The organism is Nocardia sp. IFM 10818, assembly GCF_054655275.1.
Window position 1 is genome coordinate 3,165,746 of record NZ_BAAHJH010000001.1, and the last position, 26,822, is coordinate 3,192,567.

Sequence of the window (26,822 nt, forward strand, 5' to 3'; positions counted from 1 at the left end):
GATGGCCGCCCGGGCGGCCGATTCCCGCCGTATCAGTGCGGGGCGTGCACGGCGGTTCTTCCATGATCGACACGAGTGGATGCCGTAGGTTGCCAGCGGGACGGTTCGATCACTGGTGTTCGGGGCGTGAGGAGGCGCGTTGGCGCGAGCCGATGGGGACCTGGAGGTGTCACGATCCGGGGCGGCGGTCGCCGCCACGCCCGCGGGGCTTCCGCTGTCGGTGGCGCAACTGCGCTGGTGGGTGGCGCAGCAGCTGTATCCGGAGGTGCCGAATACCGTCGCCCTGTCGCTGGAGTTGTGCGGACCGGTGCGGGCCGAGCTGTTGCGGGAGTGCGCCGGGCGGGCCGCACGGGAGCTGCAGTCGCCGTGTGTGCGGTTCGGGCTCGACGGCGGTTATCCGAGGCAGTTCCTCGATCCCGGCGCGTTCGCGCCCATGGCCTACGCCGACCTCACCGACCGGCCCGACCCGGCGGCGGCCGCGCTGGAATGGATGGAGCGCGATCACGCCGCGCCGCTGGATCTGTGCGCCGATCGGCTGACCGTCGCGCGGTTGTTCCGCATCGACGCGGAGGTGCACCTGCTGTATCTGCGCAGCCATCACATCGTGCTGGACGGTCTGGGGGCGGCGGCGGTCTTGCAGCGGACCTTCGAGTTGTACACCGCCGCAACCGATTCGGTGAACGGATCGGCGGCGAACGGGGCGCGACCGCTCACGATCGCCGAACTGCTCGAGGAGGAAGGCGGCTATGCCGCCTCGGCGCGGGCGCGGGCCGATGGCGCCTATTGGTCCGAACAGCTGGCGGGCGCGGGCGAGCCGGCCCGCCTGGCCGGGCGTCCGGCTTCGCGGCCCCGGCCGCCGCACCGGGTCGCGGCGACCGTGCCCGCGGGCACCGCCGCGCGGCTGGCGGCGTGGCGGGAGCGCTGCGGGCACACCTTTCCCGAGCTGACCATCGCGGCCTTCGCCTGCTACCTGGCGGCCGCGACCGGTGCGGAGGAGATCCTGCTGTCCCTGCCGGTGGCGGCGCGCCCGACGGCGGCATTGCGGCGTTCGGCCGGGTCGGTGTCGAATGTGGTGCCCCTGCGGCTGTGCGATTTTCGCGGCGCCACGGTCGCCGAGACCGTCGAACTGGTGCGCGCCCGGCTCATCGGCGCGCTGCGGCATCAGCGCTACCGCTATGAGGACATCCAGCGGGATCGCGGCGAAAACCAGGCCGCGCGAGGCGGTTTCGGCCCGGTGGTGAACATGCTCGGCGCGGTGGAGCCGCTGCGGATGGGATCGTCCACCGCGCGGATCCGGTTGCTGGCGCTGGGGCCGGTGGAGGATCTGCTGGTCAACGGCTATCAGCTCGGGCCGGACGCGGATTCCATCACCATCGATATGCAGGCCAATCCGGAGTTGTACTCCGCGGCCGACATCGCCGCGCATCATCGGCGATTCCTGCGGTACCTCGACGAGTTCCTCGCCGAGCCGCAGCGGGTGGTGCGGACCTTGGATCCGGACCGCGCGATACCGGTCGCGGCAGCCGGGTCTGCCGATCGGCTGCTGCCGGATCTGCTGCGCACCAGGCTGATCGGCGCCGGTGATCGGGCGTGGGCGCCGGATCGGGTTGCGGTACAGGACGGTTCCCGCACGTGGACCTACCGTGAGCTGGACGAGCTGTCCTCGCGGTGGGCGCGCGAGCTGATCGAATCGGGCGCGGGTCCCGGCGATGTCGTGCTGGTGGCGGTGCCGCGTTCGGCCGAATCGGTACTGGCGCTGTGGGCGGTGGCGAAGACCGGGGCCGCCTTCGCACCGGTCGATCCCGGCGGCCCGGTCCGCCGATCGGCCGCCATCGTCGCCGATTCCGGCGCACGCCTCGGGCTGACCGTGGACTCCGCCCGGCCCGCGCTGCCCCCCGGACCCGCCTGGTTGTCGCTCGACGATCCGGGCACGCTGGCGCGGGTGCGGCAGCGGTCCGGCGAGCCCGTCGGCGATACCGAGCGCACCCGGCCGCTGCGGCCCGACAACCCGGCCTATCTGATCCACACCTCGGGCACCACGGGCGTGCCGAAAGGCGTGGCGGTCACGCACCGCGGGCTCGGCCCCCTGACCGATTACATCGTCGGACATTATGGCGTGGCACCGGATTCACGTGTTCTGCACGCGCACGCTCCCTCGTTCGACGCGCACCTGCTGGAACTGCTCGCCGCCTTCGCGGCGGGAGCCCGGCTGATCGTCGAACCGCCGTCGGTGATCGCCGGAGCGGACCTGGCCACCTTGTTGCGCACGGCCGCGATCACCCACTTCCTCACCACCCCGGCGGTACTGGCGACCCTGACCCCGGCGCAGGTTCCGGGATTGCGGGTCGCGGTGGTGGGCGGTGAAGCCTGTTCGGCCGACCTGATCGGCCGCTGGGCTCCGGCGCTGCGGCTGTTCAATGGCTACGGGCCCACCGAAACCACGGTCATGGCAACGCAATCCGATGCCCTGACAGCCGGCGACCCGGTGCCCATCGGCCCGCCGCTGCCCGGCGTGCGGGCGCTGCTGCTCGACGACCGGCTGCGTCCCGTCCCGCGCTGTGGCCGCGGCGAGCTGTACCTGGGCGGTCCCGGTGTGGCGCAAGGCTATCGGGGACGACCGGGTGCGACAGCCGAGCGTTTCGTCGCGGATCCGTCCGGTACCGGCGAACGCGTCTACCGCACCGGCGATCTCGTCCGCGCGGGCGCGGGCGGCGGGTTCGAATTCCTCGGCCGCGGCGACGACCAGCTGAGCGTGCGCGGCCGCCGCGCCGAACCGGCGGAGGTGGAGGCGGCGCTGACCGGACTGCCCGAGATCGCGCACGCCGTGGTCACCGCCCACACCGGGCCGCGCGGCCTGCGGCTGATCGGATATGTCGTTGCCGCGCAGGGGGTCCGGCTCGACCACGCCGATATCATCCGCCGCCTGCGCGACGTGCTGCCGGCCGCGCTGGTGCCCGCGCAGCTGGTCGACCTGGATCGGCTGCCGGTCACCGCGCACGGCAAGGTCGACCGCTCCGCACTGCCCGAGCCGCCGGCGGGGGAGCGGCCCTATCGTGCCCCCGAATCCGACCTGGAACGCCTGGTCGCGGAGCAGTTCGCCGCGATCACCGGCGCCGAGCGGGTCGGCCTCGACGACGATTTCTTCGAACTCGGCGGGAATTCCCTGCTGGGCGTGGCGCTTTCGGCCGAACTCGGCGCCGCCACCGCCCTGCCGGTGACGGTGCGCTGGCTCTACGCCGCCCCGACTGTGCGCGAGCTGGCGGCGCGCCTGGCCGCCGGCGACGACGCCCCCGGTGATGCGCTCGGCGTGGTGCTCACCCTGCGCCGCAATGGATCACGACCGCCCCTGTTCTGCGTGCACTCGGCCGTCCCGCTGGCCTGGTGCTATTCCGGCCTGGCGCGCCAGGTGACCGATCGCCCCGTGTACGGGCTGCAAGCCCTGACGCTCGAGGGCGCACCGCGCGCCGATGCCGGCATCGACGAGCTCGCCGACCTGTACGCCGACGAGATCGTGCGGGTGTGGCCGGACGGTCCCTACCATCTGCTGGGCTGGTCGCTGGGCGGGCAGATCGCGCACGCCATCGCCGTGCGATTGCGCGCCCGCGGCCACACCGTCGCCACCCTGGCCATGCTCGACAGCGTCATCTTCCCCGACGACATGCCGCCACCGCCGGTGCCGCGCATGCGCGATCTGCTCACCCATCTGCTCGGCGACGAACCCGAGGACGGCGATGCGCTCGCCGACCTCACCGCCGAGCAGGCCGCCGCCGAATTGGCCGCCGCCGCACCGTCGTTCGGCACCGGACTGACCGCCGACCAGCTGACCCGCCTGCATCGCGGCTACGCCGACGGCGTGCGCCTCTCACACGGATACCGGCCCGGCGTCTTCGACGGTGACCTGCTGTACTTCTCGGCCACCCGCGGGGTCACCGAACTGCTCGACGCGCAGATCTGGCGGCCCCATGTCACCGGTGTGCTCATCGAGCATCCGGTGGACGCCACCCACGCCCAGCTCTGCAATGCCGATGTGGTGGCGGTCATCGGCCCGCTGCTCGCCGCCCATCTGGACCGCGAGGACGCGCGATGAGGACCGGAGCGCGCTCGGGCGTGCGCTGGTGCAATGTGTACGCCGACCCGCAGGACTGGGTGCGGCAGGGACCGGCGGCCGCGGTGCTCACGCAGTGGATGGCGGACCATCTGCTGCAACCGCATCCGGACCTGGGCCGGCCGGGACCGGTGTGCCCGTTCATGCGGCACAGTGCCGCACGGGAACTCGTCTGGGCCGGATGCGCCGCCGGCGGCGACGCCCTGCCGATGGAGGGACTGCACGAGATCGTCGAGGACGCGGTCGAGGTGTACGGCGGCCTGCGGCGGGAGGATCCGGCGGGCGCGGCGCGGTCGACGCTCATCACCGCATTCCCGGAACTCACCCGCTACGACCTGATCGATGCCGTGCATCGGGCGCGCAAGACCGAGGTGGTCGCCCAGGGCTTGATGCTCGGGCAGTTCTATCCGGGCTGCGCGGTGCCGGGACTGTGGAATCGCGACTTCCATCCCCTGGACGCGCCGGTGCCGATGCTGGTGCTGCGCCCAATGATGACCACCGACTTCCCCTTCCTGGTGGGCCGTACCGACTGGCTGTTCGCGTACTTCACCCGGTTTGCGCCGGATCTGCCGCGCAGGCTGCGATGGGCTATTGCTGAGCGAATGCACGTCGAAGGTCCGGAAGCGGGGGAAATTACGGCGTTGCGCATACATTCCGCCGATGAACACGCCCGTTGATCACAGGAAATCACTCCTTCTCGCGCGATACTCCATTCATGCATCGGCTCGCGCGCTGCCTGATCGTCTTCGTTTCGGCATTCGCTGCCCTGTTGCCGCTACCGGCTGCTGCCGATCCCGGATCCGCGATTCTCGAAGTCCGCCCGCTCGGCGGCCGCCAGTTCGAGGTCGTCGTCTATTCGGCGGCCATGGGCCGGGCGATCCCGGTGTGGGTCTCGCATCCGGGCGGCCCCGCCCCCGCGCTGTATCTGCTCAATGCCGTCGACGGCGGCGAATCCGGCGGTCCCTGGACCAATCGCACCGATGCCGCCCGGTTCTTCGCCGACAAACCGGTCAATGTGATCCAGCCGATCGGCGGGCGCGCCTCGTTCTACACCGACTGGATGTCCGACGATCCGGTCCTGGGCCGCAACAAGTGGTCGGCCTTCCTGATCGACGAACTGCAGCCGCTGCTGGACTCGCATTTCGGCATGACCGGCCGCAATGCCGTTGCCGGAACGTCGATGTCGGCGACCTCGGCGCTGAATCTGGCCATCGAGGCCCCGGGCCGGTTCCAGGCGGTGGGCTCCTACAGCGGTTGCCCGCGCACCAGCGACCCGCTCGCCCGCTTCTACGTGCACTCGCAGCTGCAGCTGTTCGGCGCGAATGCCGACAATATGTGGGGCGCGGCCGACAATCCGGCCTGGAGCGCCCACGATCCGGTCCTCAATGCCGACCGGCTGCGCGGTGTGGCGCTGTACATTTCGGCGGGCAATGGCGCGCCGGGCGTGCACGACACCCTCGCCGCGCCCTCCATCGCGGGTGACGCCGCCCGGCTGGCGGACCGGATGGCGATCGGTGGCGTCATGGAAGCCGTTGTCCGGCAATGCACCGCATCGCTGACCGACCGGCTGGCGGCCCTCGGCATCCCGGCCACCGTGGTGCATCGCGACGGCACGCACGCCTGGCCGTACTGGGAGGACGATCTGCACAACTCCTGGCCGCTGTTCGCGGGCGCTCTCGGGGTGTAGCGAGTCAGCGCCGATCCGCCGGTTCGGGCAGGGCGAGGGTCAGGGCACCGGTGGCGATCGCCACCACCGCGATGGCCGCGAACATGGTGACGCTGCCGGACAGCGTGTGCGCCCGGAAGAACACCGCACTCAGCAGCGCCAGCCCCAGCGCGTTCCCGATCTGCTCGATGGTCGGCACCAGCCCCGAGGTGGCATCCAGCTGCCGCTGATCCAGGCCGGACAAAATGACCGGTTGCAAGGGCACGGAGAACAATCCGACCCCGAGCCCCGCCAGCACGACCGGACCGACCACCAGCGGCACCGATAGCGCGCCGCCGGTGAGGTGGAGGTATCCGGCCCCGATGGCGACCCAGGCGCCGAATCCGGCGATCCCCGCCGCCAGCACGCGAATTCCCCAGCGCCGCACCAGCATCGGTGAGGCGAGCGCGCCCGCACAGGCGCCGATCGCGAACGGGGTCATGAGCAATCCGGTCTGCCACGGCGAAAACCGCAGCACCTCTTGCAAAGTGATGGAGATGGCGAGCACGAACGCCGTGAACAAGCCGAAGAACACGGTGATCAGCACCGATCCCAGTGTGAAGCCACGGTCGCCGAAAACATCGAATCGCACCAGCGCGGCCCCGCCCCGCCGTGCGGCCTGCCGCTGCTGCGCCACGAACACCGCCGCTCCGGCCACCGCCACCGCGATCATCGCCAATGGCCCTGCCCGCCAGCCGTTCTGCTGGATATCGGTGAGCGCGACCAGCAAGGTGAACAGGCACGCTCCCGACAGCACGGCCCCGGGCAGATCCAGCCGCTCCCGCCGCTGCGGCCGCCCCAGGCGCAGATAGCGCAGCGCCAGCCCGAACGCGATCAGCCCGAGCGGCACATTGATCAGGAATATCGAATGCCATCCCAGCCCGAACACATTCGCCGTCACCAGCGCCCCACCCAGAATCGGCCCCACCATCCCCGCGAATCCGGCCACCGCCCCGTACATGGCGAACGCCTGCGCATGCCTGCTGCGCGGAAAGCTCGCTCCCACAATGGCAATGGTCTGCGCCGCCATGCCGCCCGCCGCCCCGCCCTGCACCACCCGCGCCGCCACCAGCTCGCCCGCGCTCCCCGCCATCCCGCACCACACCGACGCCGCGGTGAACCCCACCACCGACCCCAGAAACATGGCCCGCCGCCCCACCAGCTCCCCGAGCCGCGCCGCCGTGAGCAGCGTGCACGCGAACGCCAGCGCATACCCGGACACCACCAGCAACTGCGCCTGCGCCGACGCCCCCAGATCCGCGGTGATCCGCGGCAGCGCCGTGGTCACGATGGTCCCGTCGACCATCTGCATGAACACCGCTATCAGGCAACCCGCGAAGCACAGCCAGGCCGCAGTCCCGCCGCCCGGCCGAGCCTCGGCGGCGACCTCCCGGGAACTCTGCGGTGAGTCGATTTCGCCAGCTTAACGGCACTGGATACGGGCGCGGGTGATCTCCTGCGCGGGTCCTGATCCGGCCGCTGCCGCCCGCCTCGTCAATGCCGCTGGACTCGGACGAATGGACACCGGGGATTGACCTGCGCGGAGCGCCTTGGTGAGCTGTGGGGCGACGGTGTAGCAAACGGCACGGCCTGTTCGGTGTGCCGCCAGATGAGGGGATCACGGGTATGAGCGACGGCTTGCGGTTTGTGTCGACCACCGGCGAACTCGAGGAGTTGCCGTTGCTGTCGGTGATCATGGCGGCAAAACCGTCGCGGTCGGTTTTTCAGAAGTGGATCGACCGGCAGGGTGGGACGCCGACCTGGGTGCGCACCATGAGCGATGATCGCTACACCTCCGAGGAGCTGGCCGTCGGCCCGTTTCCACTATCGGCGCCCCAGCGATTCCGGTTCGTGGTGCTCTACGACCCGTCCCTGCACGGCCATCCGAACGAGTGGGAGAGCGAGCTGTCCGCCGCCGAGTGAGCGGCGCGAGCCCGTCACCCGGCGACGACAGTGGTCTGCGCTTCGCGCGCCGTCACGAGGTGGCGGCGACGGCTGGGCAGCATCAGGGTCGGGTGGTTGACGCTCCACACCGTCGACGCGCAGATGAGTTCCTTGATGCGCGCACCCATGCGGCCCGTGGTCACCTTGGTCGTGGGCTGATCCTCGGGTGTCACATGCTGGATGACGGCATCGCGGCGGCCCAGGCTGATGCACTGCTTGGCATAGCCGATCGGGGCATCGGGAACCTTGCGGCCGGTCAGGCGCGCGGCGAGGGCGTCGGCGCCCTGCCAGGCCATGGGAATCGCTGTGGCGCAGCCCATCCGGAGCGGCTTGCCGCCCTCCCCGATGACGAACGCGGAGTCGCCGAAGGCGTACACATCCGGATGCGAGACCGAGCGCAGCGTGGCGTCGACGACGATCCGCCCGTTTCCGGATACCTCCAGGGTGCTGGCGGCCGCGATCGGGTGCACCTCGAAACCCGCGGTCCATACGGTCAATTCGGCCGGAATCTCCCCGTCCGGAGTGACAACGCCGTTCGCTGCCACGCGAGTGACCTCGGTCTGCTCGTGGAGGGTGATGCCGAAGCGGTCGAAGGCGGCGCGCAGGTAGCGCTGCGCCTTCTCGTCCAGCCAATCGCCGAGACCGCCGCGGGCGGCGATCGCGACCTTCAGGTCCGGGCGCGACTCGGCGATCTCCGCGGACACCTCGAGGCCGGTCAGGCCGCCGCCCACGATCAGCACCCGCGCACCCGGCGCCAGCTCGTTCAGCCGTTCGCGCACCCGCAGCGCGGCCGCCTTGCTCGCGACATTGTGCGCGAACTCGGCGACACCGGGAACGCCGTAGTCGGCGATGGTGCTGCCCAGGGCGTACACGAGGGTGTCGTAGCCGAGGGTCTCGGCGCCGCGCTCACCGGTGAGCTCCACGGTCTTGCGGTCCGCGTCCACCGCGGTGACCCGCGCGATCCGGACCCGCACGCCGGTGCCCGCGTAGATCTCGCGCAACGGCCGCCGCGGCAGGTCCTGGCCGCTGGCGAGCTGATGCATGCGCACGCGTTCCACGAAGTCGGGATCGGCGTTCACGATGGTGATCTCGACGTCGTCGCGGTGCAGCCGCTTGGCGAGGCGGCCCGCGGTGATGGCTCCGGCGTACCCGGCTCCGAGGACGACGATGCGGTGCTTCATGGCTGGCTCCTATCGGGTTGGACTCACACCCTGAACCGGACAGCTGCCCGAACCCTGACAGGAAAGCGTTGTGATGTGGGTCACCACCCCGTGCGGTAGGGCCGCTGAGGCCCGGCGGCGGCCCACTGACGCTTGATGTGCACCAGCTTGTCCGGGTTGACCTGGATATGGATCGCCGCGACGCCGTCGGCGGTCGCGTCGATGCCGAAGACGCCGTACACCTGCCCGCCGATCTCGAGCAGCACGCCCGGCCCGCCGTTGATCTCGACGGCGTAGATGCTCGGGACGCCGTCGACCAGTGCCTGCTTGGCGGCGTTGGGATGGAACAGGTTGTGCAGGTAGCGGGCGACCCGGGCGACGCCCAGGACCGGGGTCCGGCGCGCGTGCACCTTGCCGCCGCCGTCGGCGATGCTGAACGCATTGTCGGTGAGCAGCCGGATCAGCGGCTCGGTATCGCCGCTGAGCGCCGCGGCCAGGAACTCCTCGACGATCTTGCGCGCGGCCTCGGCGTCGACCGTGGTGCGGGTGCGCTCGCTGCCGACATGCTGTTTGGCGCGGCGGTAGATCTGCTGGCAGTTCACCTCGGTGAGGTCCAGGATCTCGGCGATCTCGCGATGGGAGTGGCCGAACGCCTCGCGCAGCACGTACACCACGCGCTCATTGGGGGTGAGCCGCTCCATGACGGTGAGCATGGCCATGGAGACCGATTCGCGCTGCTCGGCGGTGTCGGCCGGGCCCAGCATCCGGTCACCGGCCAGCACCGGTTCGGGAAGCCATTGCCCCACATAGGTTTCCCGCCGGGCGCGCGCCGAGGTGAGCTGATTGAGGCAGATATTGGTGAGCACCTTCGTCAGCCACGCCGCGGGCGTCTCGATGAGCTCCCGGTCCGCGGCGTGCCAGCGCAGGTACGTGTCCTGCACCGCGTCCTCCGCATCGCTCGCCGAACCCAGCAGCCGATAGGCGATCGCCTCCAGGCGACCTCGGGAGGTCTCGAACAGATCGGCTTCGTACGTGCTGAGCGACATCTGCCCATGGTCGGCCACGGAGCCGGGCCGCGTCCACTCGCGCCCGGTCCGGAGCGGGGTGGCGGCGGTCACGGGAATATTCGCTGGCCGGTCACCGGCGACCCTTGTTAGGGTCGGTCCCGTGAGCTACCAGTTCTACCTCTGATTCCCTCGAGTCCCGCACCGCCTGAGCGAGCCGTGCGGGACCGTCTCGTGACGTCCTGACGCGCCGAGGTGCGCGCGACTCATCGAATCACGGCACGCCATTCTCTTTTTCGCGATTCTTCGCGGGGTACGGGCGTGCCCGGAGGAAGACCATGACCATCTGGACTCAGCCCGCCCGTGAGCGGGCGCAATTGACCTGTTCGGCTGTGCGCGTGGAGCGCGGCGGCCACCTCGTGCTCGACGGCGTCGACCTGAAGGTGTCGCCGCGCTCGCGCTGGGCGATCGTCGGCGAGAACGGCCGCGGCAAATCCACGCTGCTGCACGTGCTGGCCGGGGAGCTCGCCCCGGATTCCGGTGCGGTGCAGCGGATCGGCACGTTGGCGCTGGCGACGCAGGAGCTGCCCGATCACGACGAGCGCAGCATCGGCGATGTCATCGACGAACAGCTCGCCCCGGCGCGGGCCGCGCTGGAGCGGCTGGACGCGGCGACGGCGGCGCTCACCGCGGAGTGGCCGGGCGCGGACGAGGAATACAGTGCCGCACTGGATCTCGTACAACTGCTCGACGCCTGGGACGCCGACCGGCGGGTGGAAGTCGCGCTCGAAGGACTCGGCGCCGTCACCGACCGGCGGCGCCCGCTCGCGACGCTGTCGGTGGGACAGCGATATCGGGTGCGCCTGGCCGTAATGCTCGGCGCCGGACACGATTTCCTGCTCCTGGACGAGCCGACCAACCATCTCGACAGTGCCGCACTGGAATTCCTCACCGCGGCGCTGCGCGGCTTCGCCGGCGGCGTGGTGCTGGTGAGCCACGACCGGGCGCTGTTGTCCGATGTGGCGGAGACCATCATCGATCTCGATCCCACCCGCGACGGCCGCCCGCGCGTCTACGGCGGCGGCTATGCCGGATACCGGAAAGGCCGTGCGGCCGAACGGGAACGCTGGGAGCAGGAGTACAAGCAGCAGCGCACCGAGGCCGAGCGGCTCGCCCAGGATCTGACCGCGGCCCAGGACCGCCTGGTCACGGGCTGGCGGCCGGACAAGGGCACCGGGAAACACCAGCGCGCCACTCGCGCGGGCGCCCTCACCCGCGCGGTCCATCGCCGCCAGGACGCCCTGGACCGGCACAGCGTCGACGGACCGCCGCCGCCACGGCGATTCACCATGCCCGCCATGCCTTCCCGGCCCGGCGTGACCCTGATCCGCGCCGAGGAGGTGACGGTGGATCAGCGGCTGCGCGCACCGGTCGGCGTGACACTGGATTCCGGTGACCGGCTGGTGATCACGGGCGCCAATGGCGCGGGCAAGTCGACGTTGCTGGAGGTGCTCGCCGGGACGCTGGAACCCACCACCGGTTCCGTGCACCGGGCGCGCCGGGCGCGAATCCGGTTGCTGCGCCAGGAATCCGCGCAACAACCGCAACGCCGGGCCCGGGACGCCTACGCCGCGTTCACCGCCGGTCTGGTGTCGGGCGGCCTGCTCGCCGCCGACGAGGTCGTCGATCTCGCCGAACTCGGCGTGCTGTCGGGCGAAGACGCGAACAAGCGGCTGGGCGAGCTGTCCATGGGGCAGCAGCGCCGGCTCGACCTGGCGTGCGCGCTGGCCGCGCGCCCGCATCTGCTGCTGCTCGACGAGCCGACCAACCACCTGTCCATCGCGCTGGTGGACGAGCTCACCGAGGCGCTGCGGGCGAGTGCCGCGGCGGTGGTGGTGGCCACCCATGATCGGCAGTTGCGGCGCGATATCCGGCAGTGGCCGCACCTGCACCTGCCGGCCCGGCCCCCGGCCCCCGCGACTGCCTGATGCGTCACTTTTCGGGATTCGGGTGGTTGACCGGCCGCCGATATCGTGCAATATGCTTAGGCTTACCTACCTAAGAGGAGTTTTACCCCATGATCCGTTCACTCGTCGCGGCCTCGCTGGCGACCGCCGCCCTGCTGTCCCCGGTCGCCGCCGTCGTCGTCGTCACCGCTCCCGCCGCCGTCGCCGCTCCGGCCACGCCGAGCCCGGGTGAACTTCAGGGCAAGCTGCAGGCCGCGCTCAATGGCTCGGCCGCCGAGCTCGAGTCCGGCGATGCCGCGTCGATCGCGGTGGTCGGCCAGACCATCAACCGCATTCCCGGCTACTCCTGGGATGTTTCGGGCCCGGTCACCGTGGACGGCGATGTCCTCCATGCCACCCTGAACAGCCGTCTCGGCTCCTACACCTTCCCGATCCCGTTGACCTGGAAGAACATCGGCGGCACCTGGAAGCTGTCGCAGGAGAGCCAGGACACCCTGGTGAGCTACGCCAATATGGCCTGGTAGCGAACCGGACGGTGCGCCGAACTCTCCCCTCCTCCACGAGTTCGGTGCACCGGACCCCGCGGCGACGATGTGCGGACCGAAACGCGAATCCTGTCCGCGCTCGCGGCGCAGTGGTCGATATGACGGCCGTCCCGCGATAGGGGTCGGCCGATCGCGCGGTGAATTGATAATTCTCACCCCTGTTTCGGGATTTCCTCTCGTTGCTGGTCACGCAGGTGTATTGCGGCGCAACGGGGTTCGGATAGGGGTGGGGAGCAGCGGGTAGGGGTTGGCGAGCCGATCGCGGGAATGATATTTCTCGGTGGCCGCGGCGGCGTCGCCGATCGGAACTCTCTTTGTCGAAGTCGACGAAATCCCGCTCATTATTGGAGGAGTCTCCATGTTCACGCGTATCGCCATTGTCAATCGCGGTGAAGCAGCGCGACGGCTGATTCATGCGGTGCGCGAGTTCAATGCCGAGCACCGGGACCGGGAACCCTTGCGGACCATTGCCTTCTACACCGAGGGGGAGCGGCACGCCGGATTCGTGCGGGAGGCCGACGAGAGTCACTGCCTGGGACCGGCCGCCGCGCGGCCCTATCTCGACCTGGAGGTCCTGGAGCGGGCGCTGATCGCCACCGGGGCCGAGGCGGCTTGGCCCGGTTGGGGTTTCGTGGCCGAGGAGCCCGCGTTCGTGGAGGTGTGCGACCGCGCCGGGGTGACCTTCATCGGGCCCAGCGCCGCGGCCATGCGGGCGCTGGGCGACAAGATCGGGGCGAAACTGCTGGCCGAGGCGGCCGAGGTGCCGGTCGCGGCGTGGAGTCGCGGGCCGGTGGAGACCCTGGAGGCGGCCCTGGACGTGGCCGAGCAGGTGGGGTACCCGCTCATGCTGAAGGCGACCGCGGGCGGCGGCGGGCGCGGGATTCGCATCGTGACCACGCCCGCGGAGTTGCGGGAGGCCTACGCGCGCACCGGGGAGGAGGCGGCCCGCGCCTTCGGCAATCCGACGGTGTTCCTGGAGCGGCTGGTCACCGGTGCGCGTCATATCGAGGTGCAGGTGATCGCGGACGCGCACGGCGGGGCGTGGGCGCTGGGCGTGCGCGACTGCACGGTGCAGCGGCGCAATCAGAAGATCATCGAGGAGTCGGCGTCGCCGCTGCTGGACGCCGCCCAGATCGCGCAGCTCAAGGAATCGGCCGAGCGGCTGGTCGCCAAGGTCGGCTACTGCGGGGCCGCGACGGTGGAGTTCCTGTACCAGCCGCAGGAACGCCTGTTCGCCTTCCTGGAGGTGAACACCCGCCTGCAGGTCGAGCATCCGGTCACCGAGGTGACGTGCGGAATCGACCTGGTCAAGGCGCAATTGGAGGTGGCGGCGGGACTGCCGCTGACCGGGGAGCGACCGGTCGAGCGCGGGCACGCCGTCGAGGCGCGGCTCAATGCCGAGGATCCCGACCGCGACTTCGCGCCCGCGCCGGGGCGGATCGAACTGCTGCGCTGGCCGGCCGGACCGGGCATTCGCATCGACACCGGGGTCGTCGAGGGCGATGAGATCCCACCGGATTTCGACTCCATGATCGCGAAGATCATTGCCTACGGCCGGGATCGGGGCGAGGCGCTGGCGCGGCTGCGGCGCGCGGTGGCCGAGACCACCGTGGTCATCGAGGGCGGCGCGACCAACAAGAGCCTGCTCATGTCGCTGCTCGAGGCCCCCGAGGTGGTGGCGGCGACGGCGGACACCCGCTGGGTCGACCGGGCGCGCGGCGCGGGTGAGCTCATCGCGCCGCATCACACCGGCATCGCCCTGGCCGCCGCGGCCATCGCCGGCTACGAGGACGACGAGGCCGCGCGCCGGATCCGATTGTGGGAGACCGGGCGCGGCGGCCGACCGCAGCTGCTGGACGAACCGGTCCGCGCGGTCGAGGTGAAACTGGCCGGTCGCGGCCATCGCGTGACCGCGGAGCGGATCGGGCCCGCGCGATTCCGGATCGGCATCGACGGCGACGCGCGCTTCGATGTGGATTTCCTGCGGCGCGACCGGTATTCGAGCCGGTTGACCGTGGGGGAGCGCAGCTATCGGATCGTCACCGCCACACACGGAATCGTGCAGGTGGTCGAGGTGGACGGTGTCACCCACCGGGTCAGCCGCGACGAGGGCGGCGCGGTGCGCGCGCCGGCCCCGGCGCTGGTGGTGGCCACACCGGTGGCGGCGGGCGCCGAGATCGCCGCGGGCGCACCGGTACTGGTGCTGGAGAGCATGAAGATGGAGACCGTGATCCCGGCGCCCTTCGACGCCCGGGTGCGGGCGCTGCTGGTCTCGGTGGGCAGTCAGGTCGCCACCGGAACGCTGCTGGCGCAGCTGGAACCGCTGGGCGAGGCCGCCGACGCCGAGTCGGCCGAGCCCGTCGATCTGCTGCTGCCCGCGCTCCTCGAGCCGCCGCTGACCGCCGCGGCGCTGGCGACCCTCAGCGAAATCAACTGGACCGTCCTGGGTTTCGATCGCTCGACCGGCCCCGAGGGCGCGCTGGCGCAGTACCTGCGCGATCGCGCCGCGCTGGCCGCCGAGGCCGGCGAGGTGCACGCCGCCGAATGCGAGATCCTAGAATCGTTCTGCGATATCGCCGAACTGTGCGACTCCCGGCCCGAAGCCGACTCCCATCGCAGCCGCCGCGAACAGCTGCACATCTACCTGCAGAGCCTGGACGTGAACCGCGGCGCGCTGTCGGCCGGATTCCGGCAGGCGCTGACCAGCGCGCTGCACCGCTACGGGGTCGGCGGCTTCACCCGCACGCCCGAGCTCGAGCAGGCCGTGTACCGGATCGTGCTGGCCGCCAAGAACTTCGACGCCCATGTGCACACCGTGCAAGAACTGCTGAAGATGTGGCTGGGCGATCCGGCGCCCGCGAGCGAGCCCGTGCGCGCCACCTTGGAGCGGCTCATCACCGTGCTGGGCGGGCGCGCGCCGCTGCCCGCGGACCTGGCGCGCAGCGTCGTCTCCCGCTGGTACCTGCATCCGGAGGCCGAGGCGGCGCGCACCGCCCTGCTGGCCGCGGCCGCCGACGAATTGCGCGCCCTGGCCGCCATTCCGGCCTCCCGCGAGCGCGCCGAGCGCCTCGCCGCGCTCGCCGAGGTGCCCGAAACCCTCGACGGCATCGTGCTGGCGCGGCTGCGGCAGCAGGGTTTCGTGCCCGATCAGCCGCTGCTGGAGGTGCTGTGCCGCCGCCGCTACGGCGAGCAGCAGCTGGGTTCGGTGCGCACCCTGGTGGTCGGCGGGCGCGTCTTCGCGACCTGCGACTACCAGCTCGAGCTGCGGCCGCGTCACACGGTGCCCACCGTCTGCGTCGCCGGTATCGGCCGGATGGCGGATCTGCGCTCCGGTGACGACAGCTCACTGGTCGCCGGGGTGAACGCCATCCTGGCCGCCGGACCGGAGAATCACGTGCCGGTCGTCGACCTGCTGCTGGCCTGGCCCGATGGACCCGGCTCGGTGCCCGAGCGCGCGGAGGAACTGCTGAACGCCCTGCGCGCCACCGGGATAGCGCAGCAGGCGCGGCGCATCACCGTGGCGGTGCCGCCCGCCGAGGACGGGCCGGTGGAGCATTACACCTTCCGCCGCCGGGACGGAGAGCTGGTGGAGGACAGCGTGATCCGCGGCGTGCACCCGCTGGTCGCGCGACGCCTGCACCTGTGGCGGCTGCGCGAATTCCACCTGAACCGGCTGCCCGCCGCGGCGGATTCGATGCTGTATCACATCGAGGCGAAACAGAATTCGTCCGATCAGCGGCTCGTCGCCATGGCGCAGGTGCGGCGCTTCGAACCGGTTCGCGACGAGACCGGGGCGATCGTCGGCGTGCGCGGCGCGGAGGCCATCCTGGAAGGCTGCGCCGAGGCCATCGCGCGGGCGCGCCGCGAACTCGACCCCTCCGGCACCCGGCTCGAACCCAATTCCATCTGGCTCGATGTGCGCCCGGTCATCGAGGCCGAGCCCGAACTGCTGGCCGAGTGGTTGCGCACGGCCGCACCGCATATCGTGCGCGCGGGCCTCGGCGAGATCGTCGTGCACGGCCGGGTGCGCCGCGCCGACGGATCGCACGACCTGCGCATGGCGCGGCTGCGGTCCGCCCGCGACGGCGGCACCGAGGTCACGGTCGGCGCCCCGCCGGAGCAGCCGCTGCCGCCGCTGGACGACTACCACCGCAAGGTGCTGCGTACCCGCCGCCGCGGCGCGGTGTACCCCTACGAGCTGATCGACCTGCTGACCGGGCCCGACGGCAGCTACACCGAACTCGACCTGGCCGGGGACGCGCTGGCCGAGGTGGATCGGCCGCGCGGGCTCAACCGGGCCGGCATCGTGGTCGGCGCGGTCAGCACGCCCACCGCGCTGCATCCCGAGGGCATCCGGCGCATCGTGCTGCTCGGCGATCCGCACGCGGCGCTGGGCGCGGTGTCGGAACCGGAGTGCGCCCGCATCGTGGCCGCGCTGGATCTGGCCGAACAGCAAGGGATTCCGGTGGACTGGTACGCCATCTCGGCGGGCGCGCGCATCGCCATGGACTCCGGCACCGAGAACATGGACTGGGTGGCGCGGGCGCTGCGCCGCATCGTGCGGTTCACCCAGGCCGGCGGCGAGATCAATATCGTGGTGGCGGGCATCAATGTCGGCGCGCAGCCGTACTGGAACGCCGAGGCCACCATGCTCATGCACACCAAGGGCATTCTCGTCATGACGCCCGCCTCGGCCATGGTGCTCACCGGCAAGCAGTCCCTGGACTTCTCCGGCGGCGTCTCGGCCGAGGACAATTTCGGCATCGGCGGCTACGCCCGCGTCATGGGACCCAATGGCCAGGCCCAGTACTTCGCGCCGAATCTCGCCGCCGCACAGGACATCCTGATGGCCCACTATGCCCACACCTACGTGGCGGCGGGCGAATCCGGTCCCCGCCGCGCCCCCACCACCGACCCCGTCACCCGCGACGTCACCGTCTACCCCCACGAACACCCCGACAGCGAATTCACCACCGTCGGCGCCATCTTCTCCGCGACCGCGAACCCGGATCGCAAGAAGCCCTTCTCGATTCGCGCCGTCCTGCGCGCCGTCTCCGACCAGGACCACCCCCTGCTGGAACGCTGGGCCGATATGGCCGAGGCCGAAACCGCCGTGGTCGCCGACGCCCGCATCGACGGCCGCCCGGTCTGCCTGATCGGCATCGAATCCCGCCCGGTCGCCCGCCACGGCTTCCCGCCCGCCGACGGCCCCGAATCCTTCACCGGCGGAACCCTGTTCCCGCTGTCGTCGAAAAAGGTGGCTCGCGCCATCAACGCCGCCAGCGGCAACCGCCCCCTGGTCGTCCTGGCCAACCTCTCCGGCTTCGACGGCTCCCCGGAATCCATGCGCCGCATCCAGCTCGAATACGGCGCCGAAATAGGCCGCGCCGTAGTCAATTTCGAGGGCCCCATCGTCTTCACCGTCATCTCCCGCTATCACGGCGGCGCCTTCGTGGTCTTCTCCAAGGCCCTCAACCCCGCCATGACGGTCCTGGCCGTGGAAGGCTCCTACGCCTCGGTGATCGGCGGCGCCCCCGCGGCCGCGGTCGTCTTCTCCCGCACCGTGGACGCCCGCACCGCCGCCGACCCCCGCATCCGCACCCTCGAAGACCGCATCGCCACCACCGACACCCCCGAAAAACGCGCCGACCTCACCACCGAACTGGCCGATCTGCGCACCCAGGTCCGCGCCGAACACCTCTCCGCCCTCGCCACCGAATTCGACCGCATCCACAGCATCCAACGCGCCGTGGAAGTCGGCTCCGTGGACGCCGTCATCCCCGCCGCCGCCCTGCGCCCCCGCATAGCCGCGGCCATCGAGCGCACCCACGGGTGACGCCGCGACGGCCTCAACGGCAGAACTCGGCGACGAGGCCGGTCCAGGTCCTGATCTCGTCGCGCAGCGCCGGTGCGAGCGACTCGTCCGGGACATCCGGGGTGAAGTGGAACTGCGGTCATTGGCGTTCACTCCGCCCGTCCGACCGGCGATCCATACCCGTCAAGGGTGTGGATGATATCGGGGAAGAATTCCGGATTCACGTGTGAGTGGCCGAGGGGCGGGTATGGCGGCGGTGCGGAGACGGCCGCTTCGCACTGTCCGATCGGAGGAGGTTGGCCATGACCACAGCGCCGAAAGAGGATGTCGTCGTGTTGCTGCTGGAGCAGCACGAGCAGATCAAGGGGTTGATCCAGCAGGTGGAGAGTGCGGCGGGGGAGGCCAGGCGGGAGCCGTTCGAGGAGCTCGTGCGGTTGCTGGTGGTGCACGAGGCCGCGGAAGAGGAAGTGGTGCACCCGGTGTCGCGGCGGGCCGCCGTCGCCGACGCGGTGGTGGATCACCGGCTGGAGGAGGAGGGGCAGGCCAAGCAGATGCTGGTCGAGCTCTATGACATGGGGGTGCAGCACGAGCAGTTCGCGCAGCGATTCCACACCTTCGCCCTCGCGGTGGTCGAGCACGCCGAGATGGAGGAGAAGGAGGAGTTCGAGCAGCTGCGGCAGCGCCTGTCCGAGGAGGATCGCGGGCGGCTGGCGACCGCGGTGCGGGTGGCCGAGGCCGTCGCGCCCACCCGGCCGCATACGCAGGCGGGGGAGTCGATGGTCGGGAATATCGTCGCGGGGCCGCCGCTGGCGCTGTTCGACCGGATTCGCGATGCGCTGCGCGACTGGCGTCGCAAGACCGAAGGGTGACCGGCATGGAGAACGGAGCGAACGACAAACAGCGGCAGCTGGACGCGTACCGGGTCGATCGCGAGCAGGGCAAGCTGACCACGCAGCAGGGCGTGCGGGTGGACCACACCGACGACGCGCTGTCGGCGGGTGCGCGCGGGCCGACGCTGCTCGCGGATTTCCATGCGCGCGAGAAGATCACGCATTTCGATCACGAGCGCATTCCGGAGCGGGTGGTGCACGCGCGCGGCGCGGGCGCCTACGGAAGTTTCCAGCCCTACAGTGACTGGCTCGGCGAGTACACCACCGCGCATTTCCTGACCGATCCGAGCATGGAAACCCCGGTGTTCGTGCGGTTTTCGACGGTGGCCGGATCCCGCGGCTCCGCCGACACGGTGCGCGACGTGCGCGGCTTCGCGACCAAGTTCTATACCGACCAGGGCAATTACGATCTGGTCGGCAACAACTTCCCGGTCTTCTTCATTCAGGACGGCATCAAGTTCCCGGACTTCGTGCACGCGGTGAAACCCGAGCCGCACAACGAGATTCCGCAGGCCGCCTCCGCCCACGACACCCTGTGGGACTTCGTGGGCGAGCAACCCGAGACGCTGCACGCCATCATGTGGCTGATGTCGGATCGCGCACTGCCGCGCAGCTATCGCATGATGCAGGGCTTCGGGGTGCACACCTTCCGGCTGGTGAACGCCGCGGGCCGGGCCACCTTCGTGAAGTTCCACTGGAAACCCGAACTCGGCGTGCACTCGCTGCTGTGGGAGGAATGCCAGCAGGTCGCCGGGCAGGACCCGGACTTCAACCGCCGCGACCTGTGGGACTGCATCGAGGCCGGCCAGTATCCGGCGTGGGAGCTGGGCGTGCAGCTCATCCCGGATGAGAACGAATTCGGCTTCGACTTCGACATCCTCGACGCCACCAAAATCATTCCGGAGGAACAGGTCCCGGTACAGCCCGTCGGCCGCCTGGTCCTCGACCGCAACCCGGACAACTTCTTCGCCGAGACCGAGCAGGTGGCCTTCCACACCGCGAACCTGGTGCCCGGCATCGACTTCAGCGATGATCCGCTGCTGCAACTGCGCAACTTCTCCTATCTGGACACCCAGCTCATCCGGCTGGGCGGCCCGAATTTCGCGCAGCTGCCGGTCAATCGGCCCATCGCCGATGTCCGCAACCATCAGCAGGACGGCTACGGCCAGCACGCCATCCCGCAGGGCGAGGCGGCGTACACCAAGAACACCATCGGCGGCGGCTGTCCGGCGCTGGCCGAGGAGGGCGTGTTCCGGCATGTGGCCGAACGCATGTCGGGCGCCGCGATCCGGCAGCGCGCCGAGAGCTTCCGCGAATACTATTCGCAGCCCCGCATGTTCTGGCGCAGCATGTCCCCGCCCGAGGCCGAGCACATCGTGTCCGCCTTCGCCTTCGAACTGGGCAAGGTGACGCGCCCGGCCATCCGGGAGCGGGTGCTCGAACACCTGGTCCGCATCGACGCGGAACTGGCGGCGCGAGTGGCCGGGGAACTCGGCATGCCCACCCCGCCGGTCGAGGCCGACACGACCGAGGCCGTCCTCTCACCCGCCCTGTCCCAGATCGGCACCGGCGACGCCGGCATCGCGACCCGCAAGATCGCCCTGCTGGTGGCCGACGGCGCGGACCTGGACGGGGTGCTGGGCATCCGATCCCAGCTGATGGCCCGCGACGCCGTGGTCGATGTCATTGCCCCGCACGGCGGTTCGGTCACCGGCGAGGGCCGGGACGGCGACACGCTCACGGTGGACAAGTCGCTGGCCACCGTGGCCTCGGTGCTCTACGACGCCGTCCTGGTGGCGGGCGGACCGAAGTCGGCCGATGTGCTCGTCGGCATGGGTTCGGCCGTGCACTTCGTCCTGGAGGCGTTCAAGCACGCCAAACCCATCGGGGCCTTCGGCGGCGGCGCGGCATTGCTCCGCATTGCCGGGCTCATGCCCAATATCGCCGTCGACACCGAATTCGCCGCCGAGAACGGCGTGGTCGTCACGTCCGCCTCCGGGACCGAGGCCCCGGGGCAGTTCGTCGACACGTTCGCGGAATTGCTGTCCCAGCACCGGATTTGGCGGCGCGCCACCGCCGCCGTTCCGGCCTGAGGCCCGCCGGCTCAGTGCGGTGCGGAAATCCCGGCCGCACTGGGCTTCTCGAGCTTGGAATGGGTGCGGGAGTACAGGAAGTACACGATCAGGCCGGCGATCAGCCAGACCGCGAACCGCGCCCACGTCTGCCAGGGCAGCGACCAGATCAGATAGATCGAGAAGCCGATGCCGATCAGCGGAATGACCGGCATGAAGGGGAGCGTGAACTCACGCGGCTCATCGGGCCGGGTGCGGCGCAGCACGATGACCGCGACCGACACCACGATGAACGCCATGAGAATGCCGATATTGGTCAGCTCGGCGACCACGGTGATATCCAGCAGCCCCGCCATGGCCGCGGACCCGATGCCCACGATCCAGGTGACGCGGGTCGGAACCTTGCGCGTCGGATGCGTTTTGGCGAACCATTCCGGCAGCAGCCCGTCGCGGCTCATGGCGAACCACACCCGGGTGACGCCGAGCATGAATGTCAGCACGACGGTGACGATGCCGACAATGGCGCCGACCGCGATGATATTCGCGATGCCGGGCATGCCGACGGATTCGAACGCGGTGGAGAAGCCGCTGGTCGGGCTGATCTCGGTGTACTTCTGCATACCGGTCAGCACCAGGGTGGCCAGCACGTACAGCACCATGGCGATGGCCAGCGAATACAGAATCGCCTTGGGCAGATGCTTCTTCCCGTCCACCGATTCCTCGGCGGCAGTGCTCATCGCGTCGTAACCGAAGACGGCGAAGAACACCGTGGCCGCACCGGTCCACACCGCGCCCGCCCCGAACGGGAAATACGGGGTGTAGTTGGAGCTGTCGATATGGAAGACGCCCAGCACGATGATCAGCACCACCAGCGCCACCTTGATGCCCACGGTGACCGTCTCGAACCGTCCGACACTGCGAATGCCGCGCGAGAGCACGAAGGCGGTGCCGAGGCAGAACAGGACGGCGAACACGTCCACGACATGGCCGTCGCCGGTGCCGGACGCGCCCATCATCCAGTTCGGCAGGTCGATATTCACCTGCTCCAGCAGGAATTTGAAATATCCCGAGACCCCGATGGCGACCACCGCCGCGACCGCGATGTACTCCAGCAGCAGATCCCAGCCGATGAACCAGCCCGCCAGCTCACCGAGGGACACATAGCCGTAGGTGTAGGCCGAACCCGCCTTCGGGACCATGCCCGCGAATTCGGCATAACACAGCGCGGCCGCGGCACTGGCGACGCCGGCAATGAGAAACGAGATCAGCACCGAGGGCCCGGTGACGGAATGCGCGACCGATCCGGCGAGGGTGAAGATGCCCGCGCCGATAATGCCGCCCACGCCGATCGCCGTGAGCTGCCAGAGCCCGAGGTGCCGGGCCAGCCGTTCATCGGCGGGCGTGTCCTCCTCGACTTCCCGGAGGGGTTTGCGGCGCAACATCTGATTGCGCAATTCCGCGAGGGGCATATGCGGATGTCCTTTCCTTGCTGCGATACCCGGGGATGCGTAACGCAGGTGACACTATTTGCTGGAGTCAGCGCCGATTGCCAGGCGTCAGGGAGCGCAGGAAAAACGCCAGGTTGGCGGGTCGTTCGGCGAGTCTGCGCATGAAGTAGCCGTACCACTGGTCGCCGTAGGGCAGATACACCCGCAGGTGGTAGCCGTCGCCGGTGAGCCGCAGTTGTTCGGCCTCGCGAATGCCGTGCAGCATCTGGAACTCGAAATCCTCCACCCCGCGTTCGCATTCACCGGCATAGCGCTGCGCGGCCGCGATCATGGCCGGATCGTGGGTGGCGACCATCGGATAACCCTGGCCGTCCATGAGAATGCGCAGGCAGCGCAGATACGACAGGTCGACATCGGTGGCGCTCTGATAGGCGACGCTCGCGGGCTCCCGGTACGCGCCCTTGCACAGCCGGATCCGCGATCCCGGACCGGACAGGTCCCGGCAGTCGTCCGCGGTGCGCCGCAGATACGCCTGCAAGACCGTGCCGAGGTTGGGGAAGTCCGCCCGCAGCTCCCGGACTATGGCCAGGGTGGAATCGGTGGTGGTGTGATCCTCGGCGTCGATGGTGACCGATACTCCGGATGCCTCGGCGGCGGAACAGATCTCGTGCGCATGCTGGAGTGCGATGGCGTGCCCGTCGTGCGGCAGCGACTGTCCCAGCGCCGACAGCTTGAGCGAAATCTCCAGTGGCCCGGTGATTCCAGGGGACATATCGGTCAGCTCGGCCAGCGCGGGCAGCAGCGCCAGGTAGTGCGCCACGGTAGTGCGGGCCTGCGCGATCTCGGTGGTGTCCTCACCGAGATAGTCGATGGAGATGAACCGCCCCGAGCCCAGCAGTCCCCGGGCCGCGGCGATGGCGGCCGCCTCGGATTCACCGGCGACGAAGCGATCCACCAGCTTCCGGGTGGCCGGCAGCCGGCTGATGGTGCGCTCCAGGCGCGGGGAGCGGGAGGCGGCCAGCATGGCGGGCCGCAGCAGTCCGGCGGTGGTCATCGGTTCTCCTGATCGGCGGCCTGGTGCGGGTACAGGTGGTCGGTCGGCGGGACGAAGGTTTCCTTGATGGTGCGAGCCGAGGTCCAGCGCAACAGGTTCTGCGCCGAGCCCGCCTTGTCATTGGTGCCCGAGGCGCGACCGCCGCCGAAGGGCTGCTGCCCGACGACCGCTCCGGTCGGCTTGTCGTTGATGTAGAAATTGCCCGCGGCGAAGCACAGCCGCTCGGTGGCCCGGGCGACCGCGGCGCGATCGTCGGCGATGATGGATCCGGTGAGCCCGTACGCCGAGCCCTGATCGATCGATTCCATTGCGGCCTCGAAGGATCCGGCCACCGCGTCGTCATAGACGTGGACGGACAGGATGGGCCCGAAGTACTCGGTCCGGAACGCCTCGTCGGAGGGATCCTCGCCGAGCAGGATGGTGGGATCGACGAAGTAGCCGACGCTGTCGTCGGCGCTGCCGCCCGCGGCGATGGTGAGCCCGGGCGTGGCCTTGGCGCGCGCGATGGCATCGGCATTGCGCTCGAAGGCGTGCCGATCGATCACGGCCCCACCGAAATTGGCGAAATCGGTGACATCGCCGTAGCGCAGCGCGGCGGTCTTGCCGATCAGATCGTCACCCATGCGCGCCCACACCGACTTGGGAATGTAGGCCCGCGACGCCGCCGAGCACTTCTGGCCCTGGTAGTCGAAGGCGCCACGCAGCAGCGCCGTGGTCAGCACCTCCGGATCCGCCGAGGGATGCGCGAGCACGAAATCCTTGCCGCCGGTTTCGCCGACGAGGCGCGGATAGGTCCGGTACTCGGAGATGTTCGCGGCGACGGCCCGCCACAGATGCTGAAAAGTCTTGGTGGACCCGGTGAAATGCACCCCGGCCAGCCGGGGATCGGCCAGCACCACATCCGACACCTTGGGCCCGGCGCCGTGCACCAGATTGATCACCCCGGGCGGCAGGCCCGCCGCCTCCAGCAGCTTCATGGTCCAGTAGGCGGCGACCGACTGCGTCAGCGCGGGCTTCCAGATCACCGTATTGCCCATGAGCGCCGGCGCGGTGGGCAGATTGCCCGCGATGGCGGTGAAGTTGAAGGGGGTGACGGCGTAGACGAACCCCTCCAGCGACCGGTACTCCATCCGATTCCACACCCCGGGCGTCGAGATCGGCTGCTCGGCCAGGATCTGCCGCGCGAAATGGACATTGAAGCGCCAGAAGTCGACCAGTTCGCAGGGTGCGTCGATCTCGGCCTGGTACGCGGTCTTGGACTGCCCGAGCATGGTTGCGGCGGCGATGGTTTCGCGCCACGGCCCGGCCAGCAGATCCGCCGCCCTCAGGAAGATGGCGGCCCGGTCCTCGAAGGACAGCGCGCGCCACCCGGGCGCGGCGGCGGTGGCGGCCGCCACGGCCTCGCGCACGTCGTCCGCGGCGGCCGCGGTGACGGTGCCCAGGATGGCGGCGTGATTGTGCGGCTGGACGACATCGATGGCCGGACCGTCGGTGCGGCGGTGGCGGCCGCCGATGACGTTGTGCACCTCGGTGGGCGTGGCGGCGAGTTCGGTGAGCTTCGCGCGCAGCCGGGCCCGTTCGGGGCTGCCGGGGGCGAAGGTTCCGACCGGTTCGTTGGCCGGTGGGGGCGTGGTCGCGATGGCGTCCATGAGAACTCCTGTCGATAGCGCGTTCGGGTCTGTGCGCTGGGACACATTCCGGTGACCGCGAGTCAACTACGCGAAGCGCCGCCGAAAATGAGCCGGATGGACAAGGATCGACTTAGTTTGTTGTTCAGTTGGATGAAGGACGGTGTCGCATGACCGCGGAAGCACTCACCGCCGACACCGATCTGTACGGTCTCGCGCAACTGGTCGCCGATCAGGCCGGCGGCATGGTGTCCATCGAGGATCAGGCCTCCCACGTGCTGGCCTACTCCGCCTCCGGCGAGGCCGCCGATCCGCTGCGCATCCAGTCGATCCTCGGCCGCGAGGGCCCGCGCGACTATCTGCGGGTGCTGCGGGAATGGGGCGTGTTCGACAGCATCCGCCGCACCGACGAGGTGATCGATGTCCCCGCGCACCCGGAGCTGAACATCAAGCGCCGCTTGGTGGTCGGCATCCGCCGCGCGCCCGGCGGCGGCGCCGCGCCGGACGTGCTCGGCGCGATCTGGTTGCAGCAGGGCGACACCCCGTTCGCCCCGGAGGCGGCGCAGGTGCTGCGCGGCGCCGCGGCCATCGCGGCCCGCATCATCACCCGGATCCTGGACGCGCCCTCCACCGAGGCGCTGATGATCCAGCGCCTGTTCGGCGTCCGCGGCGAGGGCGTCGACGTCCCGTCCATCGCGGGCGCCCTGAACCTCCCGGTGACCGGTCCGGCCGCGGTACTGGGCTTCGCGGCCGCCGACCTGCGCGCCGGGCCGGAACACGCGAATCTGGCGAGTGTGATCCGCTTGCACGCCAGTGCTTTCCGCCGCGATTCGGTCACCATGGCCACCGCCGAGCGGGTGTACGTCCTGCTGCCCGGCTATCGCTCCGAGCATGCCGTCACCGCCTGGGTCCGCCAGCTCGTCGACCAGCAGGAGCCGCGCGTGGCCACGCTGCGCGCCGCCATCGCCATCCCGGTCGCCGACCTGCACGGCGTCGCCGCCGCTCGCGCCGAGGTCGACCGCGTGCTCGACAGCACCGCCGCCACCTTCCCCAAGGGCCGCGTCACCACCCTCGCCGAATCCCGCACCGCGGTCCTGCTCGGCGAGGTCCTGGATCTGCTGCGCGCGCATCCGGAACTGCACGACCCCCGGCTGCGCGCGCTGTTCGACTACGACCGCAGGCATGCGGCGAACCTGCACGAGAGCGCCGAGACCTATCTGCGCGAGCACGGCGACGTCCGGCGCGCCGCCGCGGCGCTGCGCGTGCACCCGAACACGTTGCGCTACCGCATCCGCCGCGTCGAGGACATCACCGGCCTGGCCCTCACCGATCCGGCCGACCGATTACTGCTCGAACTCCAGCTCGCCCTGCACCGGCGCGGGCAACGCTCCCGTTAAGCGGGATTAACGCGCCCGCGCGCGAATACCTCCTCTACGACCACCGGTAGCGGGCGTGTCGCGGGGCGACGCCGCGTGCATTCGCCGG

16 protein-coding genes are annotated in these 26,822 nt (G+C 70.1%); 10 read left to right on the forward strand and 6 right to left on the reverse strand.

The window, feature by feature from the left end:
* Window positions 1–139: 139 nt before the first annotated feature.
* The 3 genes from ACYQ5L_RS14695 to ACYQ5L_RS14705 are packed head-to-tail and all read left to right on the forward strand — an operon-like array spanning window position 140 to window position 5,792.
* Entirely contained in the window at window positions 140–4,087 is a 3,948-nt protein-coding gene (locus ACYQ5L_RS14695; protein ID WP_459957894.1) for an amino acid adenylation domain-containing protein, read from the forward strand.
* Complete coding sequence (locus tag ACYQ5L_RS14700; RefSeq protein WP_459957895.1) at window positions 4,084–4,782, forward strand: DUF6875 domain-containing protein; 699 nt, start codon at window positions 4,084–4,086, stop codon at window positions 4,780–4,782. Before ACYQ5L_RS14695 ends, ACYQ5L_RS14700 begins: the two co-directional genes overlap by 4 nt.
* A 38-nt stretch (window positions 4,783–4,820) precedes the next feature.
* The gene (locus ACYQ5L_RS14705) at window positions 4,821–5,792 is read left to right on the forward strand and encodes an alpha/beta hydrolase (protein ID WP_459957896.1); all 972 of its coding nucleotides are present in this window, start codon (window positions 4,821–4,823) and stop codon (window positions 5,790–5,792) included.
* A 4-nt stretch (window positions 5,793–5,796) separates the two neighbouring features.
* Here the strand turns inward: ACYQ5L_RS14705 and ACYQ5L_RS14710 are convergent, their stop codons facing one another.
* Entirely contained in the window at window positions 5,797–7,128 is a 1,332-nt protein-coding gene (locus tag ACYQ5L_RS14710) for an MFS transporter (protein WP_459957897.1), read from the reverse strand.
* A gap of 308 nt (window positions 7,129–7,436) precedes the next feature.
* Between ACYQ5L_RS14710 and ACYQ5L_RS14715 the strand changes: the two genes are divergently transcribed.
* The gene (locus ACYQ5L_RS14715; RefSeq protein WP_459957898.1) at window positions 7,437–7,733 is read left to right on the forward strand and encodes a hypothetical protein; all 297 of its coding nucleotides are present in this window, start codon (window positions 7,437–7,439) and stop codon (window positions 7,731–7,733) included.
* A 14-nt stretch (window positions 7,734–7,747) separates the two neighbouring features.
* On the opposite strand, the gene ACYQ5L_RS14720 is transcribed toward ACYQ5L_RS14715, so the two are convergent.
* Complete coding sequence (locus ACYQ5L_RS14720; RefSeq protein WP_459957899.1) at window positions 7,748–8,935, reverse strand: NAD(P)/FAD-dependent oxidoreductase; 1,188 nt, start codon at window positions 8,933–8,935, stop codon at window positions 7,748–7,750.
* 80 nt (window positions 8,936–9,015) lie between these two features.
* A complete protein-coding gene (locus tag ACYQ5L_RS14725; protein ID WP_459957900.1) occupies window positions 9,016–9,960 on the reverse strand; it encodes an RNA polymerase sigma-70 factor in 945 nt (314 codons plus the stop codon).
* 296 nt (window positions 9,961–10,256) lie between these two features.
* On the opposite strand from ACYQ5L_RS14725, the gene ACYQ5L_RS14730 reads away from it, so the two are divergent.
* From ACYQ5L_RS14730 to ACYQ5L_RS14750, 5 genes are all read left to right on the forward strand, one after another.
* Window positions 10,257–11,906, forward strand: coding sequence for an ABC-F family ATP-binding cassette domain-containing protein (locus ACYQ5L_RS14730; protein WP_459957901.1), 1,650 nt, complete (start codon window positions 10,257–10,259; stop codon window positions 11,904–11,906).
* Window positions 11,907–11,995: 89 nt separating this feature from the next.
* Window positions 11,996–12,409 carry an MTB12 C-terminal domain-containing protein gene (locus ACYQ5L_RS14735; protein ID WP_459957902.1) on the forward strand — a complete coding sequence of 138 codons (414 nt, stop codon included), beginning with the start codon at window positions 11,996–11,998 and terminating at the stop codon, window positions 12,407–12,409.
* Between the two features lie 379 nt (window positions 12,410–12,788).
* Window positions 12,789–18,266 carry an ATP-binding protein gene (locus ACYQ5L_RS14740; RefSeq protein ID WP_459957903.1) on the forward strand — a complete coding sequence of 1,826 codons (5,478 nt, stop codon included), beginning with the start codon at window positions 12,789–12,791 and terminating at the stop codon, window positions 18,264–18,266.
* Window positions 18,267–18,547: 281 nt separating this feature from the next.
* Window positions 18,548–19,114: a hemerythrin domain-containing protein gene (locus ACYQ5L_RS14745; protein WP_459957904.1), complete on the forward strand. Its 567-nt coding sequence runs from the start codon at window positions 18,548–18,550 to the stop codon at window positions 19,112–19,114.
* 5 nt (window positions 19,115–19,119) lie between these two features.
* Window positions 19,120–21,228: a catalase gene (locus ACYQ5L_RS14750; protein ID WP_459957905.1), complete on the forward strand. Its 2,109-nt coding sequence runs from the start codon at window positions 19,120–19,122 to the stop codon at window positions 21,226–21,228.
* A gap of 11 nt (window positions 21,229–21,239) precedes the next feature.
* Here ACYQ5L_RS14750 and ACYQ5L_RS14755 read toward each other — a convergent pair whose 3' ends face one another.
* From ACYQ5L_RS14755 to pruA, 3 genes are all read right to left on the reverse strand, one after another.
* Window positions 21,240–22,676, reverse strand: a complete 1,437-nt coding sequence (locus tag ACYQ5L_RS14755; RefSeq protein WP_459957906.1) for an amino acid permease — start codon at window positions 22,674–22,676, stop codon at window positions 21,240–21,242.
* Window positions 22,677–22,743: 67 nt separating this feature from the next.
* The gene (locus tag ACYQ5L_RS14760) at window positions 22,744–23,709 is read right to left on the reverse strand and encodes a proline dehydrogenase family protein (protein ID WP_459957907.1); all 966 of its coding nucleotides are present in this window, start codon (window positions 23,707–23,709) and stop codon (window positions 22,744–22,746) included.
* A complete protein-coding gene (gene pruA / locus ACYQ5L_RS14765; RefSeq protein ID WP_459957908.1) occupies window positions 23,706–25,358 on the reverse strand; it encodes an L-glutamate gamma-semialdehyde dehydrogenase in 1,653 nt (550 codons plus the stop codon). The genes ACYQ5L_RS14760 and pruA overlap by 4 nt, the downstream gene beginning before the upstream one ends.
* A 149-nt stretch (window positions 25,359–25,507) precedes the next feature.
* On the opposite strand from pruA, the gene ACYQ5L_RS14770 reads away from it, so the two are divergent.
* Window positions 25,508–26,734, forward strand: coding sequence for a PucR family transcriptional regulator (locus ACYQ5L_RS14770; RefSeq protein ID WP_459957909.1), 1,227 nt, complete (start codon window positions 25,508–25,510; stop codon window positions 26,732–26,734).
* Window positions 26,735–26,822 lie beyond the last annotated feature (88 nt).